The organism is uncultured Castellaniella sp., assembly GCF_937988725.1.
GTDB lineage: Bacteria > Pseudomonadota > Gammaproteobacteria > Burkholderiales > Burkholderiaceae_B > Castellaniella.
In genome coordinates this window covers 177,197-202,681 of the sequence record NZ_CALKHS010000008.1, presented here as the reverse complement: position 1 = coordinate 202,681, position 25,485 = coordinate 177,197, and the positions used below count along the sequence as shown (strand labels likewise).

The window sequence follows — 25,485 nt, the reverse complement described above, 5'->3', positions numbered from 1 at the left end:
TTTCCGCCGCCGCGCCGACACTCCATGACCGACCGTTACGCCGTCATCGGCAATCCGATTGCCCAGTCCAAATCGCCCATCATCCATGCGGCCTTCGCCCGGCAGTTCGGCCATGACATCCGCTACGAGGCCCTGCTGGCCGAACCCGGCGACTTCGAACGGACGGTGCGGGATTTCGCGACCGCCGGCGGCCGGGGCATGAACGTCACCGCGCCATTCAAGCTGGACGCCCTGGCCCTGTCCGATCGCCTCAGCGACCGGGCGCGGGCCGCCCAGGCGGTGAACACCCTGAGCTTCATGCCGGACGGCATCGTGGGCGACAACACGGACGGCTTCGGGCTGGTCTTCGATATCCAGAACCGTCTGGGCATGCCGCTGGCGGGCCGGCGCGTCCTGATCGTCGGGGCGGGCGGCGCGGCGCGCGGCGTCCTGCTGCCGGTGCTGCAGGCCGGCCCGGCCAGCCTGCTGATCGTCAATCGCAGCGAAGAAAAAGCCCGCGCCCTGGCCGAACCCTGGCAGGATGCCCATCCGGTCGCGGCGGGCGGCCTGCCGGCGGCGCGCGGCGGGCGGTTCGACGTCGTCATCAATGCGACGTCGACGGGCCTGTCCGACTGCGCCCTGGATCTGGGCCAGGGCCTGTACGCGCCGGGGGCGCTGGCCTACGAGATGGTGTATGGGCGCGAGACGCCGTTCATGGCGGACGCCCGAGCGCAGGGGGCGGCGGTGGCCGACGGCCTGGGCATGCTGGTGGGGCAGGCGGCGGAATCCTTCCGGATCTGGCGCGGCGTCATGCCGGATGTCGCTCGGACGATGGCTCAGCTGAAATCGGCATTTCCCGGTTAAGCTTCGCGGCCAGCAGTGCTGGCAGATGACGGATCGCCGCTGGCTACGGCTTGGTGCTTCGTGCGGTCATGAGCGTCAGCGTTCCGCCTGCGACAATCAGGATCGCGCTGCTGGTGAAGGCCGATGACAGTTGCTCGTCGAAAATGATCGCGCTGGCGGCTATCCCAACGAACGGAGTCGCCATCAGGAACTGGCCGGCGATGGATGCGGGGATCTTGTACAGGATTTGGCTCCATGCCCAGACGGCCGCTGCTGTGGGAACTATCCAGTTCCACAGCAGTATCAGCGCGAGCTGAAGGGTGAGGTCGATAGCCAGAGGGCGCTCGAAGATCACTGCCCCCAGGGCCAGAACGATTCCCGAAGCAAGTAATTGCCAGAGCGTCTGGCTGAGCAGCGAGGCTGACAGCGGGCGCCCCCTGTAGAGCACGGCACCCAGGCCCCACAGCATTGCTGCTGTCAGGACAAGCAGTGTCCCTGTGGTGGTGCCGGGCGCGTTCCAATCGATGACCGATGGCTGCAGAAACAGGACGATGCCGCAGAGGCTGACCGAAATGCCGGCGTACTGGATGCGGCTGAGTCGCACTTTCATGATCAGGGCGTCCAGCACGGCGGCCCATAGGGGCATGCTGTAGATGGCAGCGACGGTCCGACCCGCAGGTAGAAACAACAGGGCGATTCCCGAAAAACCGACGACGCTGACGAATTGCATGACGCTGATAGCCGCCAGCCGGGCTCTTTCGTGCCGTGGGGGGAGCATTTTGCCGGCACGTGACGCCCAGAGGATGATCGCCACGAACAACGCTCCTCCGAGCAGGCGTAGTGCCGAGAAGCTAAGCGGCGCGATGTCTCGAAGGGCCAGCTTTGTCAGTGGATAGTTGATCCCCCAGGATACGACGACGATCAGGAAATAGACGGTCAGCAGCGCCGCCGGACCGGTTCCGTTGCGCAAGAATTTGTTGGGCATGATGGGTACGGACTTTTTGACCAAGCTGCTCGTGGCGAGGAGGGGCGCCCTGAGAGGGAGGCCCCGCGCCAAGCCTCCAGACGGTACTTTGCGTGAACTCGGGCGGACTGCATACCAGGGATTTCACTAATTTTGAAAAAAACCAAGCTAATTAGAATGGAATTGAAATTTTTTGGTTTTTGTTCAGTTTAACAAGGTACGTGCATCGATCTTATCCATCTGTGGAGGAGCGGAGAATGGCCACCTACAAACTTTGGGGCGCCCTGGCCCTGACTGCGGCGCTCGGGCTGAGTCAGTCGGCAATGGCGACCACGGAATTGAATGCCAGCATCTGGTTTCCCGAGAGCCAACCACTGACCAAGTATGGCTATATCGCTTGGGCCAAGAAAGTTGATGCCGCCTCTGGGGGGGATCTGAAGATCAATGTCTTCACCGACACGACGCTGCTGCCAGTCGTTGCCCACTTAAGCGGCTTGCGCGATGGCATAGCGGATATCACTTACCACGCAGGTACGTATACTCCGGCGGATCTTCCCGAGGACAACGTTCTGGCCATTCTCGCCATCGGGCTTGGCGACCCTCTGCTGACCACGTTCGCCGTCGCCGACTTCTACATGAACGATCCAGAGATGCTGGCCAGGTGGAAGAAACAGAAGATCGTCTTCCTGGGGGCTTATGCCAGCGTTCCTTACAACCTGATCTGTAGAAAAAAAGTTGCGGATGTTGGAGATCTGAAGGGCTTGAAGTTGCGCACTCCCGGCCCTGTATACGCCGCTTGGGCCAAATCCGTCGGAGCATCGTCGGTCAATGTGCCGTCCAGCGAGATGTTCACTGGGCTGGATAAAGGTCAGATCGATTGTGCGGCCATGGGCTCGAACGAACTGAAGACACGCTCCCTCTGGGACGTGGCCAAGTACGTGAACATGGTCAATCTCGGGCCCTATTTCTCTGGCTGGGAGTGGGCGATGAACGGCAAGAAGTGGAGAAGCCTTACGCCCGGGCAGCGGCGGATCCTGCTGGATACGATCGCAGAGTCGACGGTCGAGACCGAGCTTGCCTACATCGCTTCCGGCAAGCAGGCGATCGACGAGTCTGCTGAGCATGGAGTCACCGTCTATCAACCGACCGCTGCGATGGAGAAATCCACCCAAGGGTTCGTTGAGCATGCGCGGGCAATGGCGATCGCTGAAGGGAAGGAACGCTTCCACCTCAAGGACCCTGAGGGCTTGGTCACCAGATTTGAGCAGACACTGGAGAAGTGGGGAGGCCTGTTGAAGGGTGTGGATCGCAACAATCCGGAAGCCCTGAAGACCCTGCTGAAAGAGAACTTGTACAGCAAGGTCGATGAGAACAGTTACGGCCAGTAGGGACTGGAACATAAGGTGAATGCAATGCGCATAGGTGTCGAAGTTGGCGGTACTTTTACCGATCTTGTGGCGATAGATGATGCCGGCAACGTCAAGGTACATAAAGTGCTCAGTACCCCGGCCAGGCCGGACGAAGGCGCCCTCAATGGCCTGGCTTCGAGCGGGATCAATCTCGCGGAGGTCACGGATCTGGCCCATGGCTCTACCGTGGCCACCAATGCGGTGCTGGAGCGCAAAGGGTTTTTGACCGCGTTCATCACAACCGCAGGATTCAAAGATATTCTCTTGCTGCAGCGCCATGGCAGGACGCGCATCTACGATCTCGAATACGCAAAGCCGGAACCGGTCGTCTTGCGCTCCGACACCTTTGAAGTCGATGAACGGTTGCTTTCTGACGGTTCCGTATTGAAGGCGCTGGATCCGGAGGCTGTTCGTCGGACGCTCATTCCTCACCTGAGGCAACGGGAGTATCAGGCGGTCGCCATATGTCTCCTCAATGCCTATATCAACCCTCAGCATGAGCAATTGCTGCGCAGCGTCATTGTGGAAGCTTTGCCAGGCATGCACGTGACGTTGTCTTCCGAGATCACGCGGGAATTCCGAGAATACGAACGAGCATCGACCACATCTTTGTCAGCCTATGTCCAGCCGGTGATGGATGACTACATTTCCCGGTTCTTGGACAAACTCGATGCTTCCGGGTTTCGGGGGCGATTTAGTGTCATGCAGTCGAACGGAGGCAAGCTGCCTGCGAGTGCGATGCGGGCAAACGCAGTCACCGCACTGCTGTCGGGCCCGGCTGCCGGTGTGATGGGAGCTGCCAGGCAGGCAGCCCGTTCGGGATTCATGAATCTGATCACTTTGGATATGGGTGGAACATCTACGGATGTCTGCATGATTACCGAGGGCAGGCCGCAACTGACGAATGAGTTCACGATCGACGGCTTGCCCGTGCGCATTCCCATCCTTGACATCAATACCGTAGGCGCGGGGGGCGGGAGCATCATCTGGATCGATGATGGCGGGATGCTTCGGGTGGGCCCCAAGTCCGCCGGCGCCGATCCCGGACCTGCCTGCTATGGTCTGGGCGGCACGCTGCCCACCATCACGGATGCTCATATCGTCAGGGGTACGATCCTGCCGGAATCCTTCCTGGGCGGACGCATGGAGATCCACGCCGAACGTTCGCGCGAGGCCTTACGGCCCATCGCGGAGCACTTCGGGATGTCCTTGGAGCAGGCTGCCGACAGCGCGATCCAGATCTCCAACGCGAACATCGTCCGCGCCATCCAGGTGATCTCAACCGAGAGAGGCCTTGACCCCAGAGACAACATTCTCGTTCCGTTCGGCGGGGCGGGGCCTCTGCATGCCGCCCAGGTGGCGGAGGATCTTGGGGTTACCAAGATTCTGGTCCCGCCGAATTCGGGCGTCGTGTCCGCCTACGGGTTGCTGGCCAGCGACTTCATCCAATTCGAGAGCCTTACTCGTAGGGGGGTGCTGGATGACGATGCGGCCGACGTGGTGCGCCGGACTTTTACGGAAATGGAAGAGCGAGCCCACGCGAAGGCCAAGGAGATGGGGCTGGAGGGCGAACTGCTGCCGAGCTTGGTGATTGACATGCGTTTCGTCGGCCAAGCGTTTGAGGTGCCGGTCGAGGTGCCGGTCGGCGAATTGGACAATCTGAATTATGCACAGTTGCGGCGCTTGTTCGGGGTCATGCACCAGAAGCTCTTCTTTTTCGGGGCTGATGACGACAAACCGGTGGAGTTCGTCTCCTTTCGGTTCGGCCTGACGGCGCCGCTGGCGTCCGTCCCCCTTTTGCGCGAGCCGGATGGGCCCGTGCAGCCTAGGAAGAAAACGTCTATTTATGACGACTCCGGGTGGCGCGAAGCCATCCTGCTGGATCGAGGAAGCATCAAGCGTGAAGAGGTGCTTGATGGGCCGTTGCTCATGGAAGATGCGACATCCACACTATTTGTGCCCGCCGGCTGGGAAGCGCGTCGTGATGAAAACGACAATATGATCCTGACTACCCGCGGAGGTGAAAGATGAAAACGTCCAACCAGACAGTAGTCTTGGAGCCAGATTTCGAGAAGCTCAACCCGGTCGATTATGCGGTCATCACGCAAGGCTTGGTTGCTGGCGCGCGGGAGATGGGTGTCAAGCTCATTCGTTCAGCGTATTCCACGATCATCCGCGAAGCATCCGATGCGTCTGCGGCCCTGTTCGACCGGAATGGCGATGTTGTTGCGCAAGCGGAGCTGATTCCGATCCAGCTGGGCCCGATGTCTGAAATATTCAGAGCCTGCGCCGCAGTCGACCCGGTCGACAGTCTGGAGGAAGGCGATTTCTACATAACCAACGATCCCTACTCCGGCGGCCAGCATCTGCAGGATGTTTTCATCTATTCACCTGTTTTTTTCGAGGGCGAACTCGTCGCATTTGCAGGAACCGTTGCGCACCATCTGGACCTTGGTGGTGGAAATCCGGGGCTGACGACCGAGGCTGTCGATGTTCACGCGGAAGGGTTTATCTTCCCTCCTGGAAAATATAACCACGCCCGGGACTGGGAGGGCCGAGGCGCGCTGAAGCGCCTGGTGGCGGCCAACATCAGAGTTCCGGGCCAGACCATTGGCGACTTTGATGCGCAGTTCGCTGCCAATGCCGTCGGTGCCGAGCGCGTCAAGCAGTTGTGTCGCAAGTATGGAGTGCAAAAGGTCGATCGCGCCATGGCCGAGTTGATCGCCTATTCCGAATCGCGGTTCAGAACAGCACTTTCAGAGCTGAAACACGGTACATACCATGGCGAAGATGCGGTTGACGACGATGGTGTCACGGACGAGCCGCTAGTCATCAAGGCAGCAGTCCGGATACATGAGGATGGTATCGATGTGGATTTCGCTGGAACCTGTCCCCAGGTGTCCAGAAACCTGAACTCTCCTTTCTCGGCCACGATTTCCGCAGCGCTGACGGCCATCAAGTCTGCGCTGACCAGTCCGGACATCCCTTTCAACGAGGGGTTGAAGCGCCCCATCAAGATCAGCGCTCCCGAGGGCTCGCTCGTTAATCCGCGGTATCCGGCCCCTGTGCGAGCGCGCATGGAAGCTAGCTACCGCTGCTTCAACGCTGTCATGAAGGCGCTGGCGCAGGCTGCGCCGTCGAAGGTGATCGCTGGTGGAAATGATTCCACTCTCGTGACGTCTCTTTCCCATCAGGCGGATGGCAAGTACAAGGTCTACCTGGAGGTTTATGGTGGAGGTTTTGGTGCTTCACCGCGCAAAGACGGGTGCGATGCCGTGGACTCGCCCCTCTCGAACTGTACCAATACGCCTGTAGAGGCAACGGACATGGACTTCGATCATTTCCGCATCGTCGGGTATGGCCTCATCCAGGATTCGGCGGGCGAAGGCCGGCATCGCGGCGGCCTCGGTTTCTACCGCAGCTTCGAGATCCTGAAAGACAACGTCAATTTCGCCATGTACGCGGACCGGTTTCGCATCCCGCCTTATGGCCTGTTCGGTGGGGCTGATGGCCGTTCGGGGTCGGGCGAAATTCTCCGTGCGGGCAAGAAGATTCCGCTCAAGAGCAAGGATGGCCGCACCCTGCAAAAGGGGGATATCGTCACGATCTACACCGCCGGCGGGGGCGGATACGGGCCCGTTGCGGAAAGAGATAAGGCTGCGATAGAGAAGGACGTGCGCGATGGCTATATCAGTGCAGAGGCGGCGAGAACCCTTTATCACTGAGTGCACGGTAGATCGAAGGAGTTGCCACATATGATTGCCAAAGCGATCCATAAGCTTGCTTTTATTCTGATGCTGTTGGCTGCGGTCAGTCTGACGCTGATGATGATCCAAACGACGGTCGATGTGGTGCTGGACAACCTGTTTGGGGCGCCCATAGAAGGAAACCTGGAAATCATCTCCGCCTACCACATGGTATTAGTGGTATTCCTGCCGCTAGCCTATGTCGAGCTCCGCCATGAGCATATCAGCGCGGACCTGCTGGTGCGCATCCTGCCGAGAACTTTGCAACGCGGCATCTACGTGTTTGGGGGGCTGGTCTCCTGCTTTTTCTTTGGGGTCCTGGCTTGGCAAACCGCGCTCGATGCCATTGACTCGTACCAGATCGATGAAGTGATCATGGGTTCTGTTTATGTGACGATATGGCCCGCAAAAATGTCATTGCCGATTGGCTTCACGGCGATCTTGTTGGCCGTTTTGCACAACATGTGGAGGGCAGTGACGGAGGCCGACTTCGATCCTGCTCCCGAATCTCCTGACGTAGACATTGTTTAGAAAAGCACTGACAGCAGGCGGATAGATTCTCATGGACAACGTCACGATAGGTTTCATCGGGCTCGTTGCAGGCTTGGCGCTAGTTGGCCTGCGCGTCCCTATTGGCGTCGCGCTTGGCACGGTGTCTTTTATTGGCATCGCGCACATATTGAATGTAAATGCGGCTTGGGGGATGGTTACCGCTGTGCCGTTCAATTTCGTGGGTGATTGGAATCTTACGGCCATCCCCATGTTTTTATTAATGGGATATGTTGCTGGTTCCTCAAAACTGTCCATGGGATTGTTTAGCGCGGCTCGCATTTTCCTCTCCTGGTTGCCAGGAGGGCTTGCTGTAGCCAGCGTTGGTGCGTGCGGGCTGTTATCGGCAGCTTCTGGGTCCAGCGTCGCGGTATCGGCTGCCTTTGCGCGGATCGCCACCCCCGAGATGTTGCGCTACAAGTACGACCCCGGCCTGGCAAGTGGGGTGGTGGCGTCCGCTGGAACCCTGGGGTCGCTGATCCCGCCCAGCATCCTGATGATTCTTTACGGGTATGTGGCCGAAATATCTGTCGCAAAGGTCTTCATGGCGGGGTTTCTGCCGGGGATTCTGTCCGCACTCATGTTCGCCGCCATGATCATTGTCAGGGTGAAGCTCAAACCCAGCCTGGCGCCGAGCTTGAACGAATCCTTCTCTAGAAAGGAAAAGCTTGACTCCCTGAAGCAGGTCTGGCCTTTGCCAGTGCTCATTATTGCGGTTTTGTTGGGAATTTTCGTTGGTGTATTCACGCCAACGCAAGCGGGAGCGGTTGGCGCAGCGTTGACGTTCATTCTGGCCATCATCCGTAGATCCATGTCGTGGAAAATATTGCTGGATTCAGTTGTGCTCACGCTGTCTGGCACTGCGAGCATTTTCATGGTGGTGATTGGTACGGTTCTGCTTGGCAAATTCATGGCGCTCAGCGGGGTCCCCACGTTCATCACGCAATGGTTCATGGGCTTTGGCGGAGGTCAGTTGTCCGTGATCTTCGCCATTGTGATCCTGTATCTGATACTCGGGTGTTTCCTGGATTCCATCGGCTTGCTGCTGTTGACGATGCCAATCATCCTGCCTCTGGCGAATGACGCCGGCATGGATCTGATCTGGTTCGGGATCATACTGATCAAGCTGCTGGAGCTTGGCCTGGTCACGCCGCCAGTGGGCCTGAACGTCTATGTCACCAAGAGTGCGCTTGGAAATCTGGTGAGTTTGACGACGATCTTTCGCGGCGTCGGATGGTTCGTGGTAACGGACTTGCTGACCCTGGCCCTGCTGGTTGCTTTCCCGTCGATTTCCCTGGTTATACCAATGATGATGAAATGATGGTTGGCATATCTTGTGGTGACATATGAAACAGCTGGCAGAATTGTCGAATGGTGCAGTGAGCGTAGCGGATCCGCTTGCGCCTTTGGGCGAGCAGGCGCTGGCGACCGGGATTGGCAAGCGGCTTAGGCAGAGACGCAAGGTCAAGCGTCTGTCGCTCAGGGAAGTATCGGCCAAGGCTGGTGTTTCCATTGGGCTGCTTAGCCAGATTGAGCGTGGCATATCCTCGCCGTCCCTCAAGTCTCTGCTACAGGTCAGCGAGGCCCTGGAGATGCCCATATCCTGGCTGTTCAGCCATGGCCAGGGAAATGGCGATGAGCCTCACGAGCCTTATATCGTGCGGCGTTCGCAGCGTCGAAGAATGGACCTGGGCGCAGGTGGCATGACCAAGGACATTCTTTCGCCAGATGAGATCAATGAAATTCAGCTGATGCGGTTCGTTCTCCACCCTGGAGGCAAGTCTGGCAATAGCCCCGCCCAGCACCCCACGGGTGCCAAATGCGGGACGGTTCTGTCCGGATGCCTTGGCCTTGAAATCGACGGCCAGGAGCATATCGTGAAAAAGGACGACTCGTTCGCCTTCAGGGCCAGTTCGCAGTACCGGTTCTGGGCAATCGGGGATACGGATTGTGAGGTCATCTGGGCAACCACTCCAGCGCTCTATTGAGGCAAACATGGCATCCGTCGCTTGCAGCAAGTCAGCACAGATCATTACCAGGACGGAGGTCGTTGGTGCCGGCGGCGTGGTCGCCGCCGCCCGGGAGGCGACGGTACGGGCCGCTGTGCATGCCCTGGAGCAGGGTGGTAACGCAGTCGATGCGGCGGTGTCGGCGGCATTGGTCGCCGGCGTCATCGAGCCCATGGAAACCACGCTGGCCGGCTCCGGCTTCCTTCTAGTGGGACTGCCGACGGGGGAAGTCAGCAGTGTCGAGTTCGGTCCTCGTGCGCCCCGGGCTGCCGCTCCAGACATGTTCACGATCGATCGCACGCGTGACATTGATCGTGGCCTGGGAATTTCCGTCGTGGTCGGTGATGAAAACGTGCAGGGCATCCGCGCGGCGGGGGTGCCCATGACTTTGGCGGGACTGGCTGCGGCGCATGAGCGATTCGGCATGCTGCCCTGGTCGGCGCTGTGCCGGCCGGCCATTCAGGCAGCGGCGGACGGCTTCTCGGCCAGTCCATACCTGGCATTGGAAGTGTTGGCCAACATTGAAGCCATCCGTCTGGACGAAGGCGCCAGGCGGCTGTTCCTGCCCGGTGGCTCGCCCCCGTCGATCGCGCATCTGGGCCAGGCCAGCTTGGGCACCTCCTGCCTTGTGAGACAGGGGGCACTGGCACGTTCGCTGGAGCGGATTGCGGCTGAGGGTGTCGGGGCTTTCTATGGTGGTGGGGTAGGCCGCCTGTTGCTGGAAACCCACCGGGATCTGGGCGGCCTCTTGAGTCATGAGGATCTTGTAGGGGCCAAGGCCGTGGTTGTGCCGCCTCATAGCCTGGATTTTCGAGACTATCAGGTTCATGCACCCCGGGCGCCGTGCGGGGGGGTTACGGAGCTGCAGATACTGCAGCTCTGGTTGGCCCTCTTCCCTGACAAGGCGCCTGATCGAAACGAGATGGAGCATGTGTCCATGCTGGCTCAGGCCAGTTGGCACGCGTTCGCTGACCGCTATCACTGGCTGGGTGATCCTGATTTCGTCAGTGTGCCGACTTCCGGGCTGCTCTCGGATGGATATGCGCGGAAGGTTGCCGGTCTGATTCGCTCGGGCGAAGCACCGCCTCGCAGCTTGGGAACCGGTCAGGCCCCCTGGAATTACTTTTCCCGCGAGGCGGCTCACGATCCCTGGACGTACGAGGCGAGTGGGGCAGCCAGGGGCGCCCCGTGGCGGCCAGCGGGGGCCACGGAGCCGCCCAGCGGTACTACCCATATCTCGGTCACCGACCGGAACGGAATGAGCGTTTCGCTCACGCACACGGCGGCTAATCATTGCGGGGCGAAAGTGGTGTGCCCCAGGACGGGGTTTCTGCTGGATGCCACTATGGGCTGGTTCAACGCCTTGCCAGGGGCGGCCAATAGCATTGCGGGCGGTAAACGACCGCTCGCCAACATGGGGCCTGTGCTGCTGAGCCGAGCGGGCAAGCCGTATGCAGCCTTGGGGGCGCCGGGCGGCAGGCGCATCATTGATGCCGTAGTTCAGGTCATCCTGAACCTTGTCGAGCATGGCATGTCTCCCGCCGAGGCGCTGTTGGCCCCTCGGATCGACACCAGTGGCAATGGTTTGCTGATGTCCGAGAGACTGCAAAGCATGGCCCCGGAACTGGAGACGCTGTTTGGGCCTGTCGGCATCGTGGGGGAGCAGCATCAGGGGTACGGGTATGAACTCGCCCGGCCCAACCTGTCCTTGTTCAGAGACGGGCGAGCGTACGCTGCGGCGGACCCTTTCAGTGAGGCCTATGCATGGGCGTTGAACTGACTCGCGCTTATTCTGACAAGCCCTGGCCTCCGTCCTTATGGAAGGCTACATCCAAAGAGGCTTTTGTCTGCCCCGCTCTTTCAGAATCGTGCGAAACGCGTGTGATCGTCGTTGGTGCGGGGTATACCGGACTGTCCACTGCCTTGCACTTGGCCGAGATGGGGGTCGACGTCGTCGTCTTGGAGGCGGAGCAGCCTGGTTGGGGGGCATCGGGCAGGAATGGCGGCCAAGTCATACCAGGATTGAAATACGATCCCGACGAGTTGTCTCGGCGCTTGGGTGATTTGGGCGAATCAGTCGTCGAACTGGCTGGTGGCGCAGCAGACGTCGTGTTTGACCTTATACGGAAGTATCGGATCCTGTGTGATCCGGTGCGCAAGGGGTGGATACAGACCGCGCATTCGGAGCAGGTCTTTCGGATTGTCCAGCGACGCTGCGAAGAGTGGGCCCGAAGAGGAGCGAAAGTGGCGCTGCTGGATGCTACGGAAGTTGAGCAACGCATCGGCTATGGAAAATTCGTCGGAGGATGGGTGGACTACCGGGCGGGAAGCGTCCAGCCCCTGGCCTATGCTTTGGGGCTGGCGCGTGCCGCTCATTCCAATGGCGCGCGGATTTTCAGCCGAACTCGCGTGACTCGCCTTGAGAAGGTCGGCGAGCAATGGTGCGCGCACACCGACGGCGGATGTACCGTCAAGGGGTCGAAGGTATTGATTGCGACGAATGGGTATACAGACGATCTGTGGCCTGGTTTGCGCAAGACAATATTAAGCGCACAAAGTTTTGTGGTCGCCACGTCGCCTCTGCAGGGAGAGGCTGACAGGATCCTTGCTGGCGGGGAGGTCACTTCCGACTCTCGTCGGCTGCTCGTTTACTTTCGGCGGGATCACGAGGGGCGATTGGTGCTGGGTGGGCGGGGGCCCGTACGCCATCCAGTCAGTACCGCGGAATGGTCTCATGTGGAACGCGCCCTGGAACTCATGTTCCCGGTACTCAAAGGCATCGGTTATGACTATCGCTGGCATGGTCGGATTGCCATTACTGCGGACTTCATGCCGCATGTACATGAGCCAGAGAAGGGGTTGACCATTGCCTTGGGCTACAACGGCCGGGGTATTGCGATGGCCACCACCATGGGCAAGCTGATGGCGGCCAGCCTGGCCTCCGGAGAAGGTTTCCGCGTCCTCTTCCCCGTCACTCCTGTGCGGACGATTCCTTTGCATCAGTTGCAGCAGCTCTATATGGTGGCCGGTGTCATGTGGTATCGATTCCTGGACGCGCTTTCCTGATCCGGGATCGCTGCAGGAATATGCTTGTTTTCAGATAGTGCAGCGCGCAGAGCCGGGCGGCTTGCCTTTTTAGCGCCCTATTGCTCGAAAAACCGCTGCGATGCCTCCAGGCAGTACCGGGCCCAGGCGGTGTGGCCCAGCAGCCGGGACTGGTGCTCGTTGGGGATTTCCACGCCGATGGGGACGCCCTGAGGCAGCCGCTGGAAGATCGCCTTGAGCGGGATGCCGCCTTCGCCGGGCGCCAGGCGCGCGGATCTGGACAGGTGGATCAGTTCCGCCGTGTCGGTCGGCAGCTCCGCGGGCGCGTCGCAGATCTGCGCGTAGTGCGCCATTGTGGCGGGAAGGTCCGCCAGTTGGTCCAGCGTGCTGCCGGATCGGGCGAAATGCAGGGGGTCGACCAGCACGCCGCCGTTGTCCTGTCCGGCGGCTTCGACGAGCGCGCGGGCGGTGCTCAGGTCGTTGATGGCCAGCCAGGGCATGAATTCGACGTTGGCCGTGAGTCCATACGGCTTGCATGCTTCGCAGAGGCGGGCGAATGAGTCGACCAGGCGGTTTCTGTCCGTGTCCTCACCGGCCACCAGAATGTGTTTCGCGCCCAGCCGCTGCCCGACTTCGAAGAAGGACTGGTAGGGGCTGGCCTTGAAGGTTTCGTTCAGGCGCAGGATTTCGATGTCCTGGATCTGGATGCCGGTATCCCGCATGCGCGCAAGGGTTTCCTCCAGCAGCAGCGGATCGTCCATCAGGCGATAGGCGACGCCCCCGAAGGTGAAGGGCAGCAGCCGCAGCCCGCAGGCCTGGTAGCCGGCCTGGGCGGCGGTGTCCACCAGGGCGGGCGGTGTCAGGTTCAGTGCGGTCAGGTGGGCAAGAGAAAAGCGGCGAGACATGTCGATCCATCCGATAGCGGAAAGGCGGTGTGGGCAGGGTTATGCCAGCATGTAGCGCAACACCATGTCGATGACGTTGGCGCGTCGCTGCGCGTAGATCTCCGGGTCCATCACGTTGCGCCGGAAGATCAGGGAAAAGGTGTGCTGGTTGGCCACGTTGAAGAAGCACAGCGCGCTGATGGAGGCGTGGATGTCGATGGGGTCCAGGTTCTTGCGGAACAGGCCCTGTTCGCAGCCGCGCGCGTAGATGCCCCGGATCCCGGCGATGGCGGGGATGTTCAGGTCCTTGATCGTGGCCGATTGCGCCAGGTAGTGGCCGTTGTGCATGTTTTCGTTCATGACCAGTCGCACGAAATCGGTGTTCTGGGACTGGTAGTCGAAGGTGAATCCCACCAGCGTGCGCATGGCCTGGTCGGGGGGCAGGCTTTCCAGGTGCAGCGTGCTTTCGATGTCCCGGATGTTGCGGTAGGACTCTTCCAGAGCCGCCAGGTACAGGCCCTGCTTGCTCTTGAAGTAGTAGTAGATCATCCGCTTGCTGGCGGACGTCTGTTCGGCGATTTCGTCGATCCGGGCCCCCGCCAGCCCTTTCTTGGCGAATTCCCGGATGGCGACTTCCAGGATGTTGCGGCGGGTCGCGACCGGGTCATTGGCGCGGCCGCTCCCCGCCCCGGACGTGATGGCGGTGTCATGCATCTTGAGCCTTTGCGGCCGACACGGCGGCCTGCAGCGCCAGCAGATAGCTGTCCACGCCGAAGCCGGCGATCTGGCCCAGACAGACTTCGGCCAGGACGGACTGGTGGCGGAACGCTTCGCGGGCGTGGATGTTGGACATGTGGGTTTCGACGACGGGTACGGACAGGATGGCCAGCGCGTCCCGGATGCCGTAGCTGTAATGGGTCCAGGCGCCCGCGTTGATCACGACGCCGGCGATGCCTTCGTCGCGCGCCCGGTGGATGCGTTCGCAGAAGGCGCCTTCGCAGTTGCTCTGGTAGGTTTCGACCTCGACGCCGAGTTCCTCGGCGCGCCGGGCCAGGCGGGCGTCGATCTGTTCCAGCGTGATCGTGCCGTATTGCCCGGGATCGCGCTTGCCGAACATGTTGAGGTTGATGCCGTGCAGAACGAGGAATTTCATGAATGCATGTCCAGTGAGTGGGGAAATCCGGATGCGGGCGGGCGGCAGGCCGGCCCGCACCCGATGGGCGCCGCTATGGCTGGCGAATCTTGTCCAGCTGGGAATACAAGGCCTTCGTGGTTTCTTCGCCGACCTCTTTCGAGTATTTGTCTACGACAGGTTTGACCATTTCGCGCATCTTGTTCAAATCATCCGGTGACATCTCCGTGACCTGCATGCCGTGCTTCTTCAGGGTTTCCAGCGCGGTGGCGGCGGCGTCGCGGGAGACCTTGCGCTGATAGACGGCCGCTTCGGCGGCGGCATCCTGGATCAGCTTCTGCTCGTCAGGATTGAGCGTGTCCCAGAACTTCTTGCTGATGATAACGGACTGGGGGTTGTAGATGTGGCGCGTGATGGCCAGGTACTTCTGCACTTCGTCGAGCTTGGCGTTCAGGATCACCGTGAAGGGGTTTTCCTGGCCGTCCACGGCGCCTTGTTCCAGGGCGTTGTAGACCTCGGGCCAGGCCAGCGGGGTCGGATTGGCGCCCAGGGCCTTGAAGACGTCCACGTAGATGGGCGACTGGATCACGCGCAGCTTCAGGCCCGCGATGTCCGCGGGCTTGTTGATGGGATGCTTGCCGTTGGTGATGTTGCGAAAGCCCAGGTCGAAATACGCCAGGCCCACCAGGCCCTTGGCCTGCAGCTTCTGGTGCAGCGCCTGGCCGAAAGGCCCGTCCACCAGGGCGTCCACTTCCTTGTCGTTGTTGAACAGGAAGGGGAAGTCGTAGGCGGCGAAGTCCTTGACCTGGGCCTGCAGGATGCCCGAGTTGAGGACCGTCATCTCGATGGTGCCCCCCTGCAGCGCCGACACGGTTTCCAGGTCGCCCCCCAGCACGCCCCCGGGGAACAGGCGCACCCGGATCTTGTTGCCGGATTTCTGCGCGACCAGGTCGGCGAACTTCTGCATGCCCATGACCTGGGGATGGCCCTTGTTGTTCTGCGAGGCGAACTTGATCGAGTGTTCGCGGATGTCGGCGGCGTGGGCCGGCGCCAGGGACGAGAGGCCCAGCGCCATGGCGACGGCGGTGCCGAGGAATAAACGTCGTTTCATGCTTGTCTCCTTTGATTATCAGACTAGTAAAGCCAGTGGGCGGGAACGAGAACCAGCTCGGGGAACAGCACCAGCAGCGCCAGGATGACGAGTTGCGCGATCAGGAACGGCAGGGCGCCCCTGACCGTGTCGTCCATGCTGAGGCGGCCGACGCCGGCCACGGTGTTGAGCACCGTGCCGACGGGCGGCGTGATGAGGCCGATGGCGTTGTTGATGATGAAGAGCACGCCGAAGTACACCGGATCGATGCCGGCGGCCTTCACGGCGGGCATCAGGACAGGCGTCAGGATCAGGATGGTGGGCGTCATGTCCATGGCCGTGCCGATCAGCACGACCAGGACCATGGCGACGATCATGAGCAGCATCGGGTTGTCGATCAGCGGTTCGAGCAGGTCCACCATGCGGTCGGGCAGCCCGGCCACCGTGATGAGCCACGCGCTGACCATGGCGGCGGCCACCAGCAGCATGATGATGGCGCTGACCTTGGCCGAGTTGTAGAAGACCCGATAGAGGTCCTTCCAGGACATTTCCCGGTAGATCACCGTGGAGACGAACAGGGCGTACACGGCCGCCACCACGGCCGCCTCGGTGGGGGTGAAGATGCCGAAGCGCAGACCGACGACGATGATGACCGGCATGCCCAGCGCCCAGATGCCTTCGCGCGCGGCCCGCAGGACCTCGCGCAGGGTCTTGCGGGGAGCGGGCGTCAGGTTCTTTTCCCGGCGCATCAGCCAGGCCCACGTGAACCACAGCGCGGCGCCCATCAGCAGCCCGGGGAAGATCCCGGCCAGGAAGAGCTTGGAGATCGAGACGTTGGCCGACACGCCGAAGATGATCAGCCCGATGCTGGGCGGGATCACCGGCGCGATGATGCCGGCCGAGGCGATGAGCCCCGCGGCCTGCTTCTTGTCGTGGCCGGCCGCGACCATCATGGGCAGCAGCAGCGCCGTCATGGCGGCGGCGTCGGCCACGGCCGAGCCGGACAGGGCGGCCATCAGGCACGCGGTGATGATGGTGACGTAGCCCAGCCCGCCCCTGACGTGGCCGACCAGGACCAGGGCGAAGTTCACGATGCGCCGCGACAGCCCGCCCACGGTCATGATCTCGCCCGCCAGCATGAAGAAGGGCACCGCCAGCAGCGGAAAGCTGTTGGCCCCGTTGATCAGGTTTTGCGCCAGGATCTGGGCGTCGAACATGTCCAGCTGCCACATCAGGGCGGCGGCCGAGACCATCAGCGCGAAGGCGATGGGGATGCCGATGGCCATCGAACCCAGCAGCGCGACGAGGAAGGTCGTGAGGATCATGCCTGTTCTCCGGAGTTGTCCAGGAACCGGTCCACGTCCCCGGCGGGCGCCGTGGCGAGCCTGACCAGGTCGCACAGCAGGATCAGCGCGCCCAGCGCGCTGAACACGATGCCGCTGGAATAGAACACGCCCATCGACATGCCGGTGATGGGGGCGGGCACGGACAGGTTGATTTCGGTCTGGGTCAGGGCGCCGCGGAAGATCATCCAGCACAGATAGAGCATGATCAGCCGGCCGACGAGCAAGCTGATGCGCCGCCCGGCGGGCCCCATCGCGTTGACGATGAAGTTCGACCCCAGGTGGGCGTTTTCGCGCATGGCGACCACGCTGCCCAGGAAGGTCACCCAGATGAACAGCATGCGGGAGACTTCCTCGGAGACGATGATCCCCGAGTTGAAGCCGTATCGCAGCACGACGTTCCCGAACACGAGGACCACCATGATCATCAGCATGATGGCGATCAGGCACTGCAGAAACCTGGTGAAGCGTTCGATAATCCCGTTCAAGATGGTCTCCCGGAAGGGGTGAGGGCGGCTCAGCAGCCCTGGCGGGCGGCCGCCCGGCGTTTCAGGACCTGGGTGACATGGTCGGTCATGCGCGCGCTGTCGGCGGGAATGCCGCCGGTGTAGAGCTCGAAGGCGCGCGCGGCCTGGTGCACGACCATGCCGATGCCGTCGATGGTGTGGCAGCCTTTGGCGCGGGCGATCCGCAGCAGTTCGGTTTCCAGCGGGAAATAGATGATCTCCGCGAACCAGTGCCGGGGCTCCAGCAGTTCCGGCGGCAGCGGCGTGCCCGGGTGGCTGGCCATGCCGATCGGCGTGGCGTTGACCAGGCCGTCCGCTTGCCGCATGGCCTCGGCCGGGTCGCCGCCGGTTTCGACGGCGGCGTCCGGAAAGCGCGCCCGCAGCGTCCGGACCAGATCCCGCGCCCGTTCCGTCGACAGGTCGAAGAGCGTCAGGCGGCTGGCTCCCAGGCGCAGGACCGCGTCGGCCACCGCCGCCCCGGCGCCGCCCGCGCCCAGCTGGACGACATGCCCGAGCGCGCGGCCGGCCATGTGCCGCTGCATGTTCCGCGTGAAGCCGTAGTGGTCGGTGTTGTGGCCGATGCGCCGGCCGTCGCGCAGCACGACGGTGTTGACGGCGCCGATGGCGCGCGCCTCGTCCGAGAGTTCGTCCAGGTGCCCGATGACCGCCTGCTTGCAGGGGTGCGTGATGTTGAGCCCGGTGAATCCCAGCCGTTCCGCCGAGGTGAGGAGTTCCGGCAGGGCGGCGGGGGTCAGGCGCAGGGCGTCCAGGTCGATGCGCTGGTAGAGGCACAGGATGCCGTGATGGGCGGCCTCGTCTTCGTACAGGGTCGGACTGAGGGATTCGCGGATCCCTTCTCCGATCAGGCCAAGCAGCAGGGCGGGTTTTTCAGTGGTGAGTCGCATGGTGTCCATAAATGTACTAACTGGTACATGCAACGAATGTAGTTGAGGCCTGAATCACCGTCAAACGGATTTTTCTAGGGATTTTCCCGAGAGGGGCGCGTCAAAAAGCCCGGCGCGGGGCCGGGCTGGAGGGGCGGAGGGCGGTCGGCCGTCAGCGGTCGTCCGAGGGGGCGGGGCTGCGGACGATCTCGAAATTGACGCCGAAGGACAGCCCCGCCGTCACGGCGCCCTGCGTGTCGGGGTGCGCGAATTCATTGTCTTCGAAGGCGACTCCGCGTTCTTTCAGAAGGCGGACGGCGGCCGGCACGTCGGGCATGCTGAACGCCAGGCGCGCCAGCTGTTCGTACCATTCGGCGTCGAACAGGGCGTCGCCGACGGGTTCGATCAGCTGCAGATGGAAGTGCGCGTGCGGGCTCTGGAGAATCGCGCCCTGGGGCAGGATGCCGAAGCGGGTCCGGGGCGGCAGCGCGCCAAAGCCCATCATCCGGGCGTAGAAGCGGGTCCATTCGGCGGTGCTGTCCGGATTGACGTACTGGACGACGCCGAAGAAGCGCATGCCTTCGACCAGCGGGGGCGGACTGTTGTCGTCCGACAGGTATTCGAAATCGACGTCGTAGATGGAGACCTTGTACCGGTGGTCGACCAGGTACAGGGTGGAATCCCCGGGGCCCCGGATGCCGGGGATCTTCAGTTCCATCACGTCGGCCCGGGTGGGGACCGCCCAGGCGCCCTGCTGGATGCAGTGGTGGTAGGCCTGGTTGGCGTTGGCGACCCGGAAGGCGATGGCGCTGATCCGGTCGCCTTCGTCCTGCACCGTCCGGCTGGACAGGGCGATGTCGTCCGCGTTGACGATGACGTTCATGTCGCCCTGGCGGTACAGCGCGACCGCGCGCGAACGGTGCCGCGCGATGCGCCGGAAGCCCAGCCGCTCCAGCGCCGCGCCCAGTTCCCCGGGGTGCGGCGAAAGATATTCGATGAACTCGATCCCGCGCATGCCTAGCGGGTCTTGTTCGGTCACAGCGTCGTGGTCCATCACTGGTGCTCCGTGGTTGGGCCCGCCGGCGGTGGCGGGCTTCCGCATTCGGATCGGAATCCGGAAACGGGGATTAACCAGACAGTACACTAGCCGGCCTGGAACTGACAATATTGCAACAGCCGCGGGCGTACAGGACTTGGCGCCCGAAACAGCTTGTTCCTGAACGGATTAGCGTGCTACACTGGCGAGCTTACCGGATAAAGGCGGCAGGTCGCAGTATGCGCTGTCAGTCTGTCGCCATAGGTAAGTTCATCAGGCACACCGTCTGATGGGTTCGTGCAAGACCCGCTCTTTTACGTCATTCGTTTCAGGCGGATTTTGTGCAAATCACCTGAATATCGACGTAAACGTACGCAAGTACAAAGGATGCGTAAAGGTCATGCCTACTATTGCTCAACTGCTGCGCAAACCGCGCCAAGTCAGTCGCGAGAGCAGCAAGAGCCCGGCGCTGGAAAATTGCCCCCAGCGTCGCGGCGTCTGCACCCGTGTCTACACCACCACCCCGAAAAAGCCGAACTCCGCCTTGCGTAAGGTCGCCAAGGTGCGCCTGACCAATGGTTTCGAGGTCATCTCGTACATCGGCGGCGAAGGCCACAATCTCCAGGAACACTCGGTGGTTCTGGTGCGCGGCGGCCGTGTCAAGGACTTGCCGGGTGTGCGCTACCACATCGTGCGCGGTTCCCTCGACCTGCAAGGCGTCAAGGATCGCAAGCAAGCCCGTTCCAAGTACGGCGCCAAGCGGCCGAAGAAGTAATTCTCCGCCGTCCCGCCGTCCCCCATTGATCGCTCGTCGATCAAAAACGTGCAGCCCCAGCCATCCGGCTGCGGCAGGTAAGTGGCTCTCCCGATGGAAGCCGTGGCCGTCGAAAAGCGGCTCAACTGAATCGTCACAAGGAAATAGAAATGCCTCGTCGTCGCGAAGTACCCAAACGTGAAATCCTCCCTGATCCCAAGTTCGGCAGTGTCGAGCTGGCCAAATTCATGAACGTCGTCATGCTGTCCGGCAAGAAAGCCGTGGCGGAACGCATCGTGTACGGCGCGTTTGACCAGATCCAGGCCAAAACGGGCAAGGAACCCATCGAAGTCTTCAACACCGCCATCAACAACATCAAGCCGGTGGTCGAAGTCAAATCCCGCCGTGTCGGCGGCGCCAACTACCAGGTGCCGGTCGAAGTCCGCCCCGTGCGCCGCCTGGCCCTGGCCATGCGCTGGCTGCGCGAAGCCGCGAAGAAGCGCGGTGAAAAGTCGATGGACCTGCGTTTGGCAGGCGAACTCATGGATGCCGCCGAAGGCCGCGGCGGCGCCATGAAGAAGCGCGAGGACACCCACAAGATGGCCGAAGCCAACAAGGCCTTCAGCCACTTCCGCTGGTAATCCAGCCGGTCACTCATTAGGACTTTCAACATGGCCCGCAAAACCCCCATCCAGCGCTATCGCAATATCGGTATTTCCGCGCACATCGACGCCGGCAAGACCACCACGACCGAGCGCATCCTGTTCTACACCGGCGTCAACCACAAGATTGGCGAAACCCATGAAGGCTCGGCCACCATGGACTGGATGGAACAGGAACAGGAACGCGGCATCACCATCACGTCGGCTGCCACCACGGCATTCTGGCGCGGGATGGAACACCAGTACGACGAACACCGCATCAACATCATCGACACCCCGGGACACGTGGACTTCACCATCGAAGTCGAACGTTCCATGCGCGTGCTCGACGGCGCCTGCATGGTGTATTGCGCCGTGGGCGGCGTCCAGCCCCAGTCGGAAACCGTCTGGCGCCAAGCCAACAAGTACGGCGTGCCTCGTCTGGCCTTCGTGAACAAGATGGACCGCACCGGCGCCAACTTCTTCAAGGTCTACGAGCAGATGCGTCTGCGCCTGAAGGCCAACCCCGTGCCCATCGTCATCCCCATCGGTGCCGAAGAGAACTTCAAGGGCGTCATCGACCTGACCAAGATGCGCGGCATCATCTGGGACGAAGCCTCCCAGGGCACGAAGTTCGACTACATCGACATTCCTGCCGAGATGGCCGACGAGGCCGACAAGTGGCATGAAAACCTGATGGAAGCCGCCGCCGAGGCCAACGAGGAACTGATGAACAAGTACCTCGAGACCGGCTCGCTGACCGAACAGGAAATCGACAAGGGCATCCGCATCCGCACCATCGCCGGCGAAATCCAGCCGATGCTGTGCGGCACCGCCTTCAAGAACAAGGGCGTGCAGCGCATGCTGGACGCGGTCATCGACTACCTGCCGTCTCCGGTGGACATCCCCCCGGTGCAGGGCACGGACGACGAAGGCAATGAAATCAGCCGCAAGGCCGATGACGGCGAAAAGCTGTCCGCTCTGGCGTTCAAGCTGATGACCGACCCGTTCGTGGGCCAGCTGACCTTCATCCGCGTCTATTCGGGCGTGCTGAAGTCCGGCGACACCGTGTACAACCCGATCAAGGGCAAGAAGGAACGCATCGGCCGCATCCTGCAGATGCACGCCAACAACCGCGCCGAAATCAAGGAAGTGGTTGCCGGCGACATCGCCGCCGTCGTGGGCCTGAAGGAAGTCACCACGGGCGAAACCCTGTGCGACGTGGGCGATCACGTCCTGCTGGAGCGCATGGAATTCCCGGAACCCGTGATTTCGCAGGCCGTGGAACCCAAGTCCAAGGCCGACCAGGAAAAGATGGGCATCGCCCTGCAGCGCCTGGCCGCCGAAGACCCGTCCTTCCGCGTGCGCAGCGACGAGGAATCCGGCCAGACCATCATTTCCGGCATGGGCGAACTGCACCTGGAAGTGCTGGTGGACCGCATGCGCCGTGAATTCGGCGTCGAAGCCAATGTCGGCAAGCCCCAGGTCGCCTATCGCGAAACGATCCGCAAGACCTGCGAGGAAATCGAGGGCAAGTTCGTCAAGCAGTCCGGCGGTCGCGGCCAGTACGGCCACGTCGTCCTGAAGCTCGAACCTCTGGAACCCGGCAAGGGCTACGAGTTCGTGGACGCCATCAAGGGCGGCGTGGTGCCGCGCGAGTTCATCCCCGCGGTGGACAAGGGCATCCAGGAAACGCTGCCGGCGGGCGTGGTGGCCGGCTATCCGGTCGTGGACGTCAAGGTCACGCTGTTCTTCGGTTCGTACCACGACGTGGACTCGAACGAAAACGCGTTCAAGATGGCCGGCTCCATGGCCTTCAAGGACGGTATGCGCAAGGCCAGCCCGGTGCTGCTCGAACCCATGATGCACGTGGAAGTCGAGACGCCCGAAGACTACGCCGGTACAGTGATGGGCGACCTGTCGTCCCGTCGCGGCATGGTGCAGGGCATGGATGACATCCCCGGCGGCGGCAAGATCATCAAGGCCGAGGTTCCCCTGGCCGAGATGTTCGGGTATTCGACCAGCCTGCGTTCGCAGACTCAGGGTCGCGCCACCTACACGATGGAATTCAAGCACTACTCTGAAGCTCCGCGCAACGTGGCCGACGAAGTCATCGCCGCTCGCGGCAAATAACATACGGTCCGGCCGCAAGGCCGGGCATTTCCCTCTTTCATTTCCTAGGAAATTACAGGAATCATCATGGCAAAAGGCAAGTTTGAACGGACCAAACCGCACGTGAACGTGGGTACGATCGGGCACGTTGACCACGGCAAGACGACCCTGACGGCGGCGATCACGACGGTGCTGGCCAAGGCGCTGGGCGGCGAAGCCAAGGGCTACGACCAGATTGACAACGCGCCCGAGGAAAAGGCGCGCGGCATCACGATCAACACCTCGCACGTGGAATACGAGACGGCCAACCGTCACTACGCGCACGTTGACTGCCCGGGCCACGCCGACTACGTCAAGAACATGATCACGGGCGCCGCGCAGATGGACGGCGCGATTCTGGTGGTGTCGGCCGCTGACGGCCCGATGCCGCAGACGCGCGAACACATCCTGCTGGCCCGCCAGGTGGGCGTGCCCTACATCATCGTGTTCCTGAACAAGTGCGACATGGTCGACGACGAGGAGCTGCTGGAGCTGGTCGAGATGGAAGTGCGCGAACTTCTGTCGAAGTACGACTTCCCGGGCGACGACACGCCGATCATCAAGGGTTCGGCCAAGATGGCGCTGGACGGCGATGAAGGCCCCCTGGGCGCGCAAGCGATCATGCAACTGGCCGAAGCGCTGGACAGCTACATCCCGACGCCGGAGCGCGCCGTGGACGGCACGTTCCTGATGCCGGTGGAAGACGTGTTCTCGATCTCGGGTCGCGGCACGGTGGTGACGGGTCGCGTGGAACGCGGCATCATCAAGGTGGGCGAGGAAATCGAAATCGTGGGTATCCACGACACGATCAAGACGACCTGCACGGGCGTGGAAATGTTCCGCAAGCTGCTGGACCAGGGTCAGGCGGGCGACAACGTGGGCATTTTGCTGCGCGGCACCAAGCGCGAGGAAGTCGAGCGCGGCCAGGTGCTGGCCAAGCCCGGTTCGATCCACCCGCACACGAACTTCACGGCCGAGGTGTACATTCTGTCCAAGGACGAGGGTGGTCGCCACACGCCGTTCTTCAAGGGCTATCGTCCGCAGTTCTACTTCCGCACGACCGACGTGACGGGGACCATCGAGCTGCCGGCCGACAAGGAAATGGTGCTGCCGGGTGACAACGTCTCGATGACGGTGAACCTGATTGCGCCGATCGCCATGGAAGAAGGCCTGCGCTTCGCCATCCGCGAAGGCGGCCGTACCGTGGGCGCCGGCGTCGTCGCCAAAATCATCAAGTAATTGATGCGCTGGCGGGGGCTGAGCCCCCGCCCAGACTCGTTCTTTAGGGATACCCATGAAAAGCCAGAAAATCCGCATCCGCCTGAAGGCGTTTGACTACAAGCTGATCGATCAGTCGGCCGCCGAGATCGTCGAAACGGCCAAGCGCACCGGTGCTGTGGTTCGTGGTCCCGTGCCGCTGCCCACGCGCATCCGTCGCTACGACGTGCTGCGTTCGCCGCACGTCAACAAGACCTCGCGCGATCAGTTCGAAATGCGCACGCACCAGCGCCTGATGGACATCGTGGATCCGACCGACAAGACCGTGGACGCCCTGATGCGTCTGGATCTGCCGGCCGGCGTCGATGTCGAAATCGCGCTGCAGTAATCCAGCTTGACGCCTTTCACGGGCGTCGATCTGCGAACCGCCCTGTCCATCTAGGCAGGGCGGTTTTTTCATGTTAGAATGCTTAGCTTCGCCATCTGTTTATTCAGATGGCGAGTTGTCGTATCGATTTTTGATACGGCCATACCGTCGCAAGACGGTATCCGAGCCCCGGCCAATCGCAGTCGGGATTTAAGCTTAAGGGTAACAATACCCCGGAGAAAACAATGTCGAATTCGACACCTACGCCCGCGGCCTGGCGCCTCGGGCTTGTGGGGCGCAAGGTCGGCATGACCCGCATCTTTACCGAGGAAGGTGATTCCATCCCGGTCACGGTGCTGGACGTGTCCAACAACCGCGTCGCCCAGGTCAAGACGCCTGAAGTCGACGGCTACGCCGCCGTTCAGCTGGCCTACGGCAGCCGCCGCGCCTCTCGCGTGACCAAGGCCGAAGCCGGCCACTACGCCAAAGCCAGCATCGAAGCCGGCTCCATCCTGAAGGAATTCCGTCTGGATCCCGCCCGCGCCGCCGAATTCACGGCCGGCTCCGTCGTGTCCGTGGAATCCGTCTTCCAGGTCGGCGAACAGGTCGACGTGACCGGCACCACGATCGGTAAAGGCTTCGCCGGCACGATCAAGCGCCACCATTTCGGTTCCCAGCGCGCCTCGCACGGCAACTCGCGGTCGCACCGCGTGCCGGGCTCCATCGGCCAGGCTCAAGACCCCGGCCGCATCTTCCCGGGCAAGAAAATGTCCGGTCACCTGGGTGACGACACCCGCACCGTCCAGAACCTGGACGTGGTGCGCGTGGATGTCGAGCGCGGTCTGCTGCTGGTCAAGGGCGCCGTCCCGGGCCACAAGAACGCCGACATCGTCGTGCGTCCGGCCGTCAAGGCCACGCCCAAGAAAGGAGCCTAA

The 25,485-nt window shown here is 61.8% G+C and carries 24 protein-coding genes; 15 read left to right on the top strand and 9 right to left on the bottom strand.

Features of this window, described 5'->3' with window-relative positions; translation table 11 throughout:
- Positions 1-24: 24 nt before the first annotated feature.
- Positions 25-843, top strand: a complete 819-nt coding sequence (gene aroE, locus Q0263_RS07210; protein WP_298014830.1) for a shikimate dehydrogenase — start codon at positions 25-27, stop codon at positions 841-843.
- Between the two features lie 43 nt (positions 844-886).
- Here the strand turns inward: aroE and Q0263_RS07205 are convergent, their stop codons facing one another.
- On the bottom strand, positions 887-1,807 hold the full coding sequence (locus Q0263_RS07205; RefSeq protein WP_298014828.1) for a DMT family transporter: 921 nt from the start codon (positions 1,805-1,807) through the stop codon (positions 887-889).
- 236 nt (positions 1,808-2,043) lie between these two features.
- On the opposite strand from Q0263_RS07205, the gene Q0263_RS07200 reads away from it, so the two are divergent.
- The 8 genes from Q0263_RS07200 to Q0263_RS07165 are packed head-to-tail and all read left to right on the top strand — an operon-like array spanning position 2,044 to position 12,565.
- Entirely contained in the window at positions 2,044-3,174 is a 1,131-nt protein-coding gene (locus tag Q0263_RS07200; protein WP_298014826.1) for a C4-dicarboxylate TRAP transporter substrate-binding protein, read from the top strand.
- A gap of 24 nt (positions 3,175-3,198) precedes the next feature.
- Positions 3,199-5,226 carry a hydantoinase/oxoprolinase family protein gene (locus Q0263_RS07195; RefSeq protein ID WP_298014824.1) on the top strand — a complete coding sequence of 676 codons (2,028 nt, stop codon included), beginning with the start codon at positions 3,199-3,201 and terminating at the stop codon, positions 5,224-5,226.
- Positions 5,223-6,920, top strand: a complete 1,698-nt coding sequence (locus Q0263_RS07190; protein WP_298014823.1) for a hydantoinase B/oxoprolinase family protein — start codon at positions 5,223-5,225, stop codon at positions 6,918-6,920. Before Q0263_RS07195 ends, Q0263_RS07190 begins: the two co-directional genes overlap by 4 nt.
- A gap of 30 nt (positions 6,921-6,950) precedes the next feature.
- Entirely contained in the window at positions 6,951-7,472 is a 522-nt protein-coding gene (locus Q0263_RS07185) for a TRAP transporter small permease (protein ID WP_298014821.1), read from the top strand.
- A gap of 31 nt (positions 7,473-7,503) precedes the next feature.
- Entirely contained in the window at positions 7,504-8,811 is a 1,308-nt protein-coding gene (locus Q0263_RS07180) for a TRAP transporter large permease subunit (RefSeq protein ID WP_298014819.1), read from the top strand.
- A 25-nt stretch (positions 8,812-8,836) separates the two neighbouring features.
- Positions 8,837-9,478, top strand: coding sequence for an XRE family transcriptional regulator (locus Q0263_RS07175; protein WP_298014818.1), 642 nt, complete (start codon positions 8,837-8,839; stop codon positions 9,476-9,478).
- A 7-nt stretch (positions 9,479-9,485) separates the two neighbouring features.
- The gene (locus Q0263_RS07170; RefSeq protein ID WP_298014817.1) at positions 9,486-11,279 is read left to right on the top strand and encodes a gamma-glutamyltransferase; all 1,794 of its coding nucleotides are present in this window, start codon (positions 9,486-9,488) and stop codon (positions 11,277-11,279) included.
- Positions 11,264-12,565: an FAD-dependent oxidoreductase gene (locus Q0263_RS07165; protein ID WP_298014815.1), complete on the top strand. Its 1,302-nt coding sequence runs from the start codon at positions 11,264-11,266 to the stop codon at positions 12,563-12,565. Before Q0263_RS07170 ends, Q0263_RS07165 begins: the two co-directional genes overlap by 16 nt.
- Before the next feature lie 77 nt (positions 12,566-12,642).
- Here the strand turns inward: Q0263_RS07165 and Q0263_RS07160 are convergent, their stop codons facing one another.
- From Q0263_RS07160 to Q0263_RS07125, 8 genes are all read right to left on the bottom strand, one after another.
- Entirely contained in the window at positions 12,643-13,449 is an 807-nt protein-coding gene (locus Q0263_RS07160; RefSeq protein ID WP_298014814.1) for a sugar phosphate isomerase/epimerase, read from the bottom strand.
- A gap of 39 nt (positions 13,450-13,488) precedes the next feature.
- On the bottom strand, positions 13,489-14,142 hold the full coding sequence (locus Q0263_RS07155) for a TetR family transcriptional regulator (RefSeq protein ID WP_298014812.1): 654 nt from the start codon (positions 14,140-14,142) through the stop codon (positions 13,489-13,491).
- Positions 14,135-14,581, bottom strand: a complete 447-nt coding sequence (gene aroQ, locus Q0263_RS07150) for a type II 3-dehydroquinate dehydratase (RefSeq protein WP_298014810.1) — start codon at positions 14,579-14,581, stop codon at positions 14,135-14,137. Before aroQ ends, Q0263_RS07155 begins: the two co-directional genes overlap by 8 nt.
- 73 nt (positions 14,582-14,654) lie before the next feature.
- A complete protein-coding gene (locus Q0263_RS07145) occupies positions 14,655-15,671 on the bottom strand; it encodes a TRAP transporter substrate-binding protein (RefSeq protein WP_298014808.1) in 1,017 nt (338 codons plus the stop codon).
- Positions 15,672-15,694: 23 nt separating this feature from the next.
- Positions 15,695-16,975, bottom strand: coding sequence for a TRAP transporter large permease subunit (locus Q0263_RS07140; protein ID WP_298014807.1), 1,281 nt, complete (start codon positions 16,973-16,975; stop codon positions 15,695-15,697).
- Complete coding sequence (locus Q0263_RS07135) at positions 16,972-17,481, bottom strand: TRAP transporter small permease (protein WP_298014805.1); 510 nt, start codon at positions 17,479-17,481, stop codon at positions 16,972-16,974. The genes Q0263_RS07140 and Q0263_RS07135 overlap by 4 nt, the downstream gene beginning before the upstream one ends.
- A gap of 29 nt (positions 17,482-17,510) precedes the next feature.
- Entirely contained in the window at positions 17,511-18,404 is an 894-nt protein-coding gene (locus tag Q0263_RS07130; RefSeq protein ID WP_298014803.1) for a shikimate dehydrogenase, read from the bottom strand.
- A gap of 151 nt (positions 18,405-18,555) precedes the next feature.
- A complete protein-coding gene (locus Q0263_RS07125) occupies positions 18,556-19,437 on the bottom strand; it encodes a 4-hydroxyphenylpyruvate dioxygenase (protein WP_298014801.1) in 882 nt (293 codons plus the stop codon).
- Between the two features lie 382 nt (positions 19,438-19,819).
- On the opposite strand from Q0263_RS07125, the gene rpsL reads away from it, so the two are divergent.
- The 6 genes from rpsL to rplC all read left to right on the top strand — a co-directional run bounded on the left by rpsL (position 19,820) and on the right by rplC (position 25,485).
- Positions 19,820-20,194 carry a 30S ribosomal protein S12 gene (gene rpsL / locus Q0263_RS07120; protein ID WP_291768350.1) on the top strand — a complete coding sequence of 125 codons (375 nt, stop codon included), beginning with the start codon at positions 19,820-19,822 and terminating at the stop codon, positions 20,192-20,194.
- A gap of 149 nt (positions 20,195-20,343) precedes the next feature.
- On the top strand, positions 20,344-20,814 hold the full coding sequence (gene rpsG / locus Q0263_RS07115; RefSeq protein WP_298014796.1) for a 30S ribosomal protein S7: 471 nt from the start codon (positions 20,344-20,346) through the stop codon (positions 20,812-20,814).
- 30 nt (positions 20,815-20,844) lie between these two features.
- Positions 20,845-22,947 (top strand): elongation factor G, encoded by a 2,103-nt coding sequence (fusA, locus tag Q0263_RS07110; protein WP_298014793.1) that lies wholly within the window; start codon positions 20,845-20,847, stop codon positions 22,945-22,947.
- Positions 22,948-23,013: 66 nt separating this feature from the next.
- On the top strand, positions 23,014-24,204 hold the full coding sequence (gene tuf, locus Q0263_RS07105; protein ID WP_298014790.1) for an elongation factor Tu: 1,191 nt from the start codon (positions 23,014-23,016) through the stop codon (positions 24,202-24,204).
- A 55-nt stretch (positions 24,205-24,259) separates the two neighbouring features.
- Positions 24,260-24,571, top strand: a complete 312-nt coding sequence (gene rpsJ, locus Q0263_RS07100) for a 30S ribosomal protein S10 (RefSeq protein WP_291771496.1) — start codon at positions 24,260-24,262, stop codon at positions 24,569-24,571.
- 224 nt (positions 24,572-24,795) lie between these two features.
- A complete protein-coding gene (gene rplC, locus Q0263_RS07095) occupies positions 24,796-25,485 on the top strand; it encodes a 50S ribosomal protein L3 (RefSeq protein WP_298014784.1) in 690 nt (229 codons plus the stop codon).

Coding starts and splice junctions, on each gene's coding strand:
- rpsG (WP_298014796.1), top strand. CDS start 20,344: ATGCCTCGTCGTCGCGAAGTACCCAAACGTGAAATCCTCCCTGATCCC.
- aroE (WP_298014830.1), top strand. CDS start 25: ATGACCGACCGTTACGCCGTCATCGGCAATCCGATTGCCCAGTCCAAA.
- Q0263_RS07165 (WP_298014815.1), top strand. CDS start 11,264: ATGGGCGTTGAACTGACTCGCGCTTATTCTGACAAGCCCTGGCCTCCG.
- Q0263_RS07200 (WP_298014826.1), top strand. CDS start 2,044: ATGGCCACCTACAAACTTTGGGGCGCCCTGGCCCTGACTGCGGCGCTC.
- Q0263_RS07130 (WP_298014803.1), bottom strand. CDS start 18,404: ATGCGACTCACCACTGAAAAACCCGCCCTGCTGCTTGGCCTGATCGGA.
- Q0263_RS07205 (WP_298014828.1), bottom strand. CDS start 1,807: ATGCCCAACAAATTCTTGCGCAACGGAACCGGTCCGGCGGCGCTGCTG.
- tuf (WP_298014790.1), top strand. CDS start 23,014: ATGGCAAAAGGCAAGTTTGAACGGACCAAACCGCACGTGAACGTGGGT.
- rpsJ (WP_291771496.1), top strand. CDS start 24,260: ATGAAAAGCCAGAAAATCCGCATCCGCCTGAAGGCGTTTGACTACAAG.
- rpsL (WP_291768350.1), top strand. CDS start 19,820: ATGCCTACTATTGCTCAACTGCTGCGCAAACCGCGCCAAGTCAGTCGC.
- Q0263_RS07175 (WP_298014818.1), top strand. CDS start 8,837: ATGAAACAGCTGGCAGAATTGTCGAATGGTGCAGTGAGCGTAGCGGAT.
- Q0263_RS07145 (WP_298014808.1), bottom strand. CDS start 15,671: ATGAAACGACGTTTATTCCTCGGCACCGCCGTCGCCATGGCGCTGGGC.
- aroQ (WP_298014810.1), bottom strand. CDS start 14,581: ATGAAATTCCTCGTTCTGCACGGCATCAACCTCAACATGTTCGGCAAG.
- fusA (WP_298014793.1), top strand. CDS start 20,845: ATGGCCCGCAAAACCCCCATCCAGCGCTATCGCAATATCGGTATTTCC.
- Q0263_RS07170 (WP_298014817.1), top strand. CDS start 9,486: ATGGCATCCGTCGCTTGCAGCAAGTCAGCACAGATCATTACCAGGACG.
- Q0263_RS07195 (WP_298014824.1), top strand. CDS start 3,199: ATGCGCATAGGTGTCGAAGTTGGCGGTACTTTTACCGATCTTGTGGCG.
- Q0263_RS07185 (WP_298014821.1), top strand. CDS start 6,951: ATGATTGCCAAAGCGATCCATAAGCTTGCTTTTATTCTGATGCTGTTG.
- Q0263_RS07190 (WP_298014823.1), top strand. CDS start 5,223: ATGAAAACGTCCAACCAGACAGTAGTCTTGGAGCCAGATTTCGAGAAG.
- rplC (WP_298014784.1), top strand. CDS start 24,796: ATGTCGAATTCGACACCTACGCCCGCGGCCTGGCGCCTCGGGCTTGTG.
- Q0263_RS07180 (WP_298014819.1), top strand. CDS start 7,504: ATGGACAACGTCACGATAGGTTTCATCGGGCTCGTTGCAGGCTTGGCG.
- Q0263_RS07125 (WP_298014801.1), bottom strand. CDS start 19,437: ATGGACCACGACGCTGTGACCGAACAAGACCCGCTAGGCATGCGCGGG.
- Q0263_RS07155 (WP_298014812.1), bottom strand. CDS start 14,142: ATGCATGACACCGCCATCACGTCCGGGGCGGGGAGCGGCCGCGCCAAT.
- Q0263_RS07140 (WP_298014807.1), bottom strand. CDS start 16,975: ATGATCCTCACGACCTTCCTCGTCGCGCTGCTGGGTTCGATGGCCATC.
- Q0263_RS07160 (WP_298014814.1), bottom strand. CDS start 13,449: ATGTCTCGCCGCTTTTCTCTTGCCCACCTGACCGCACTGAACCTGACA.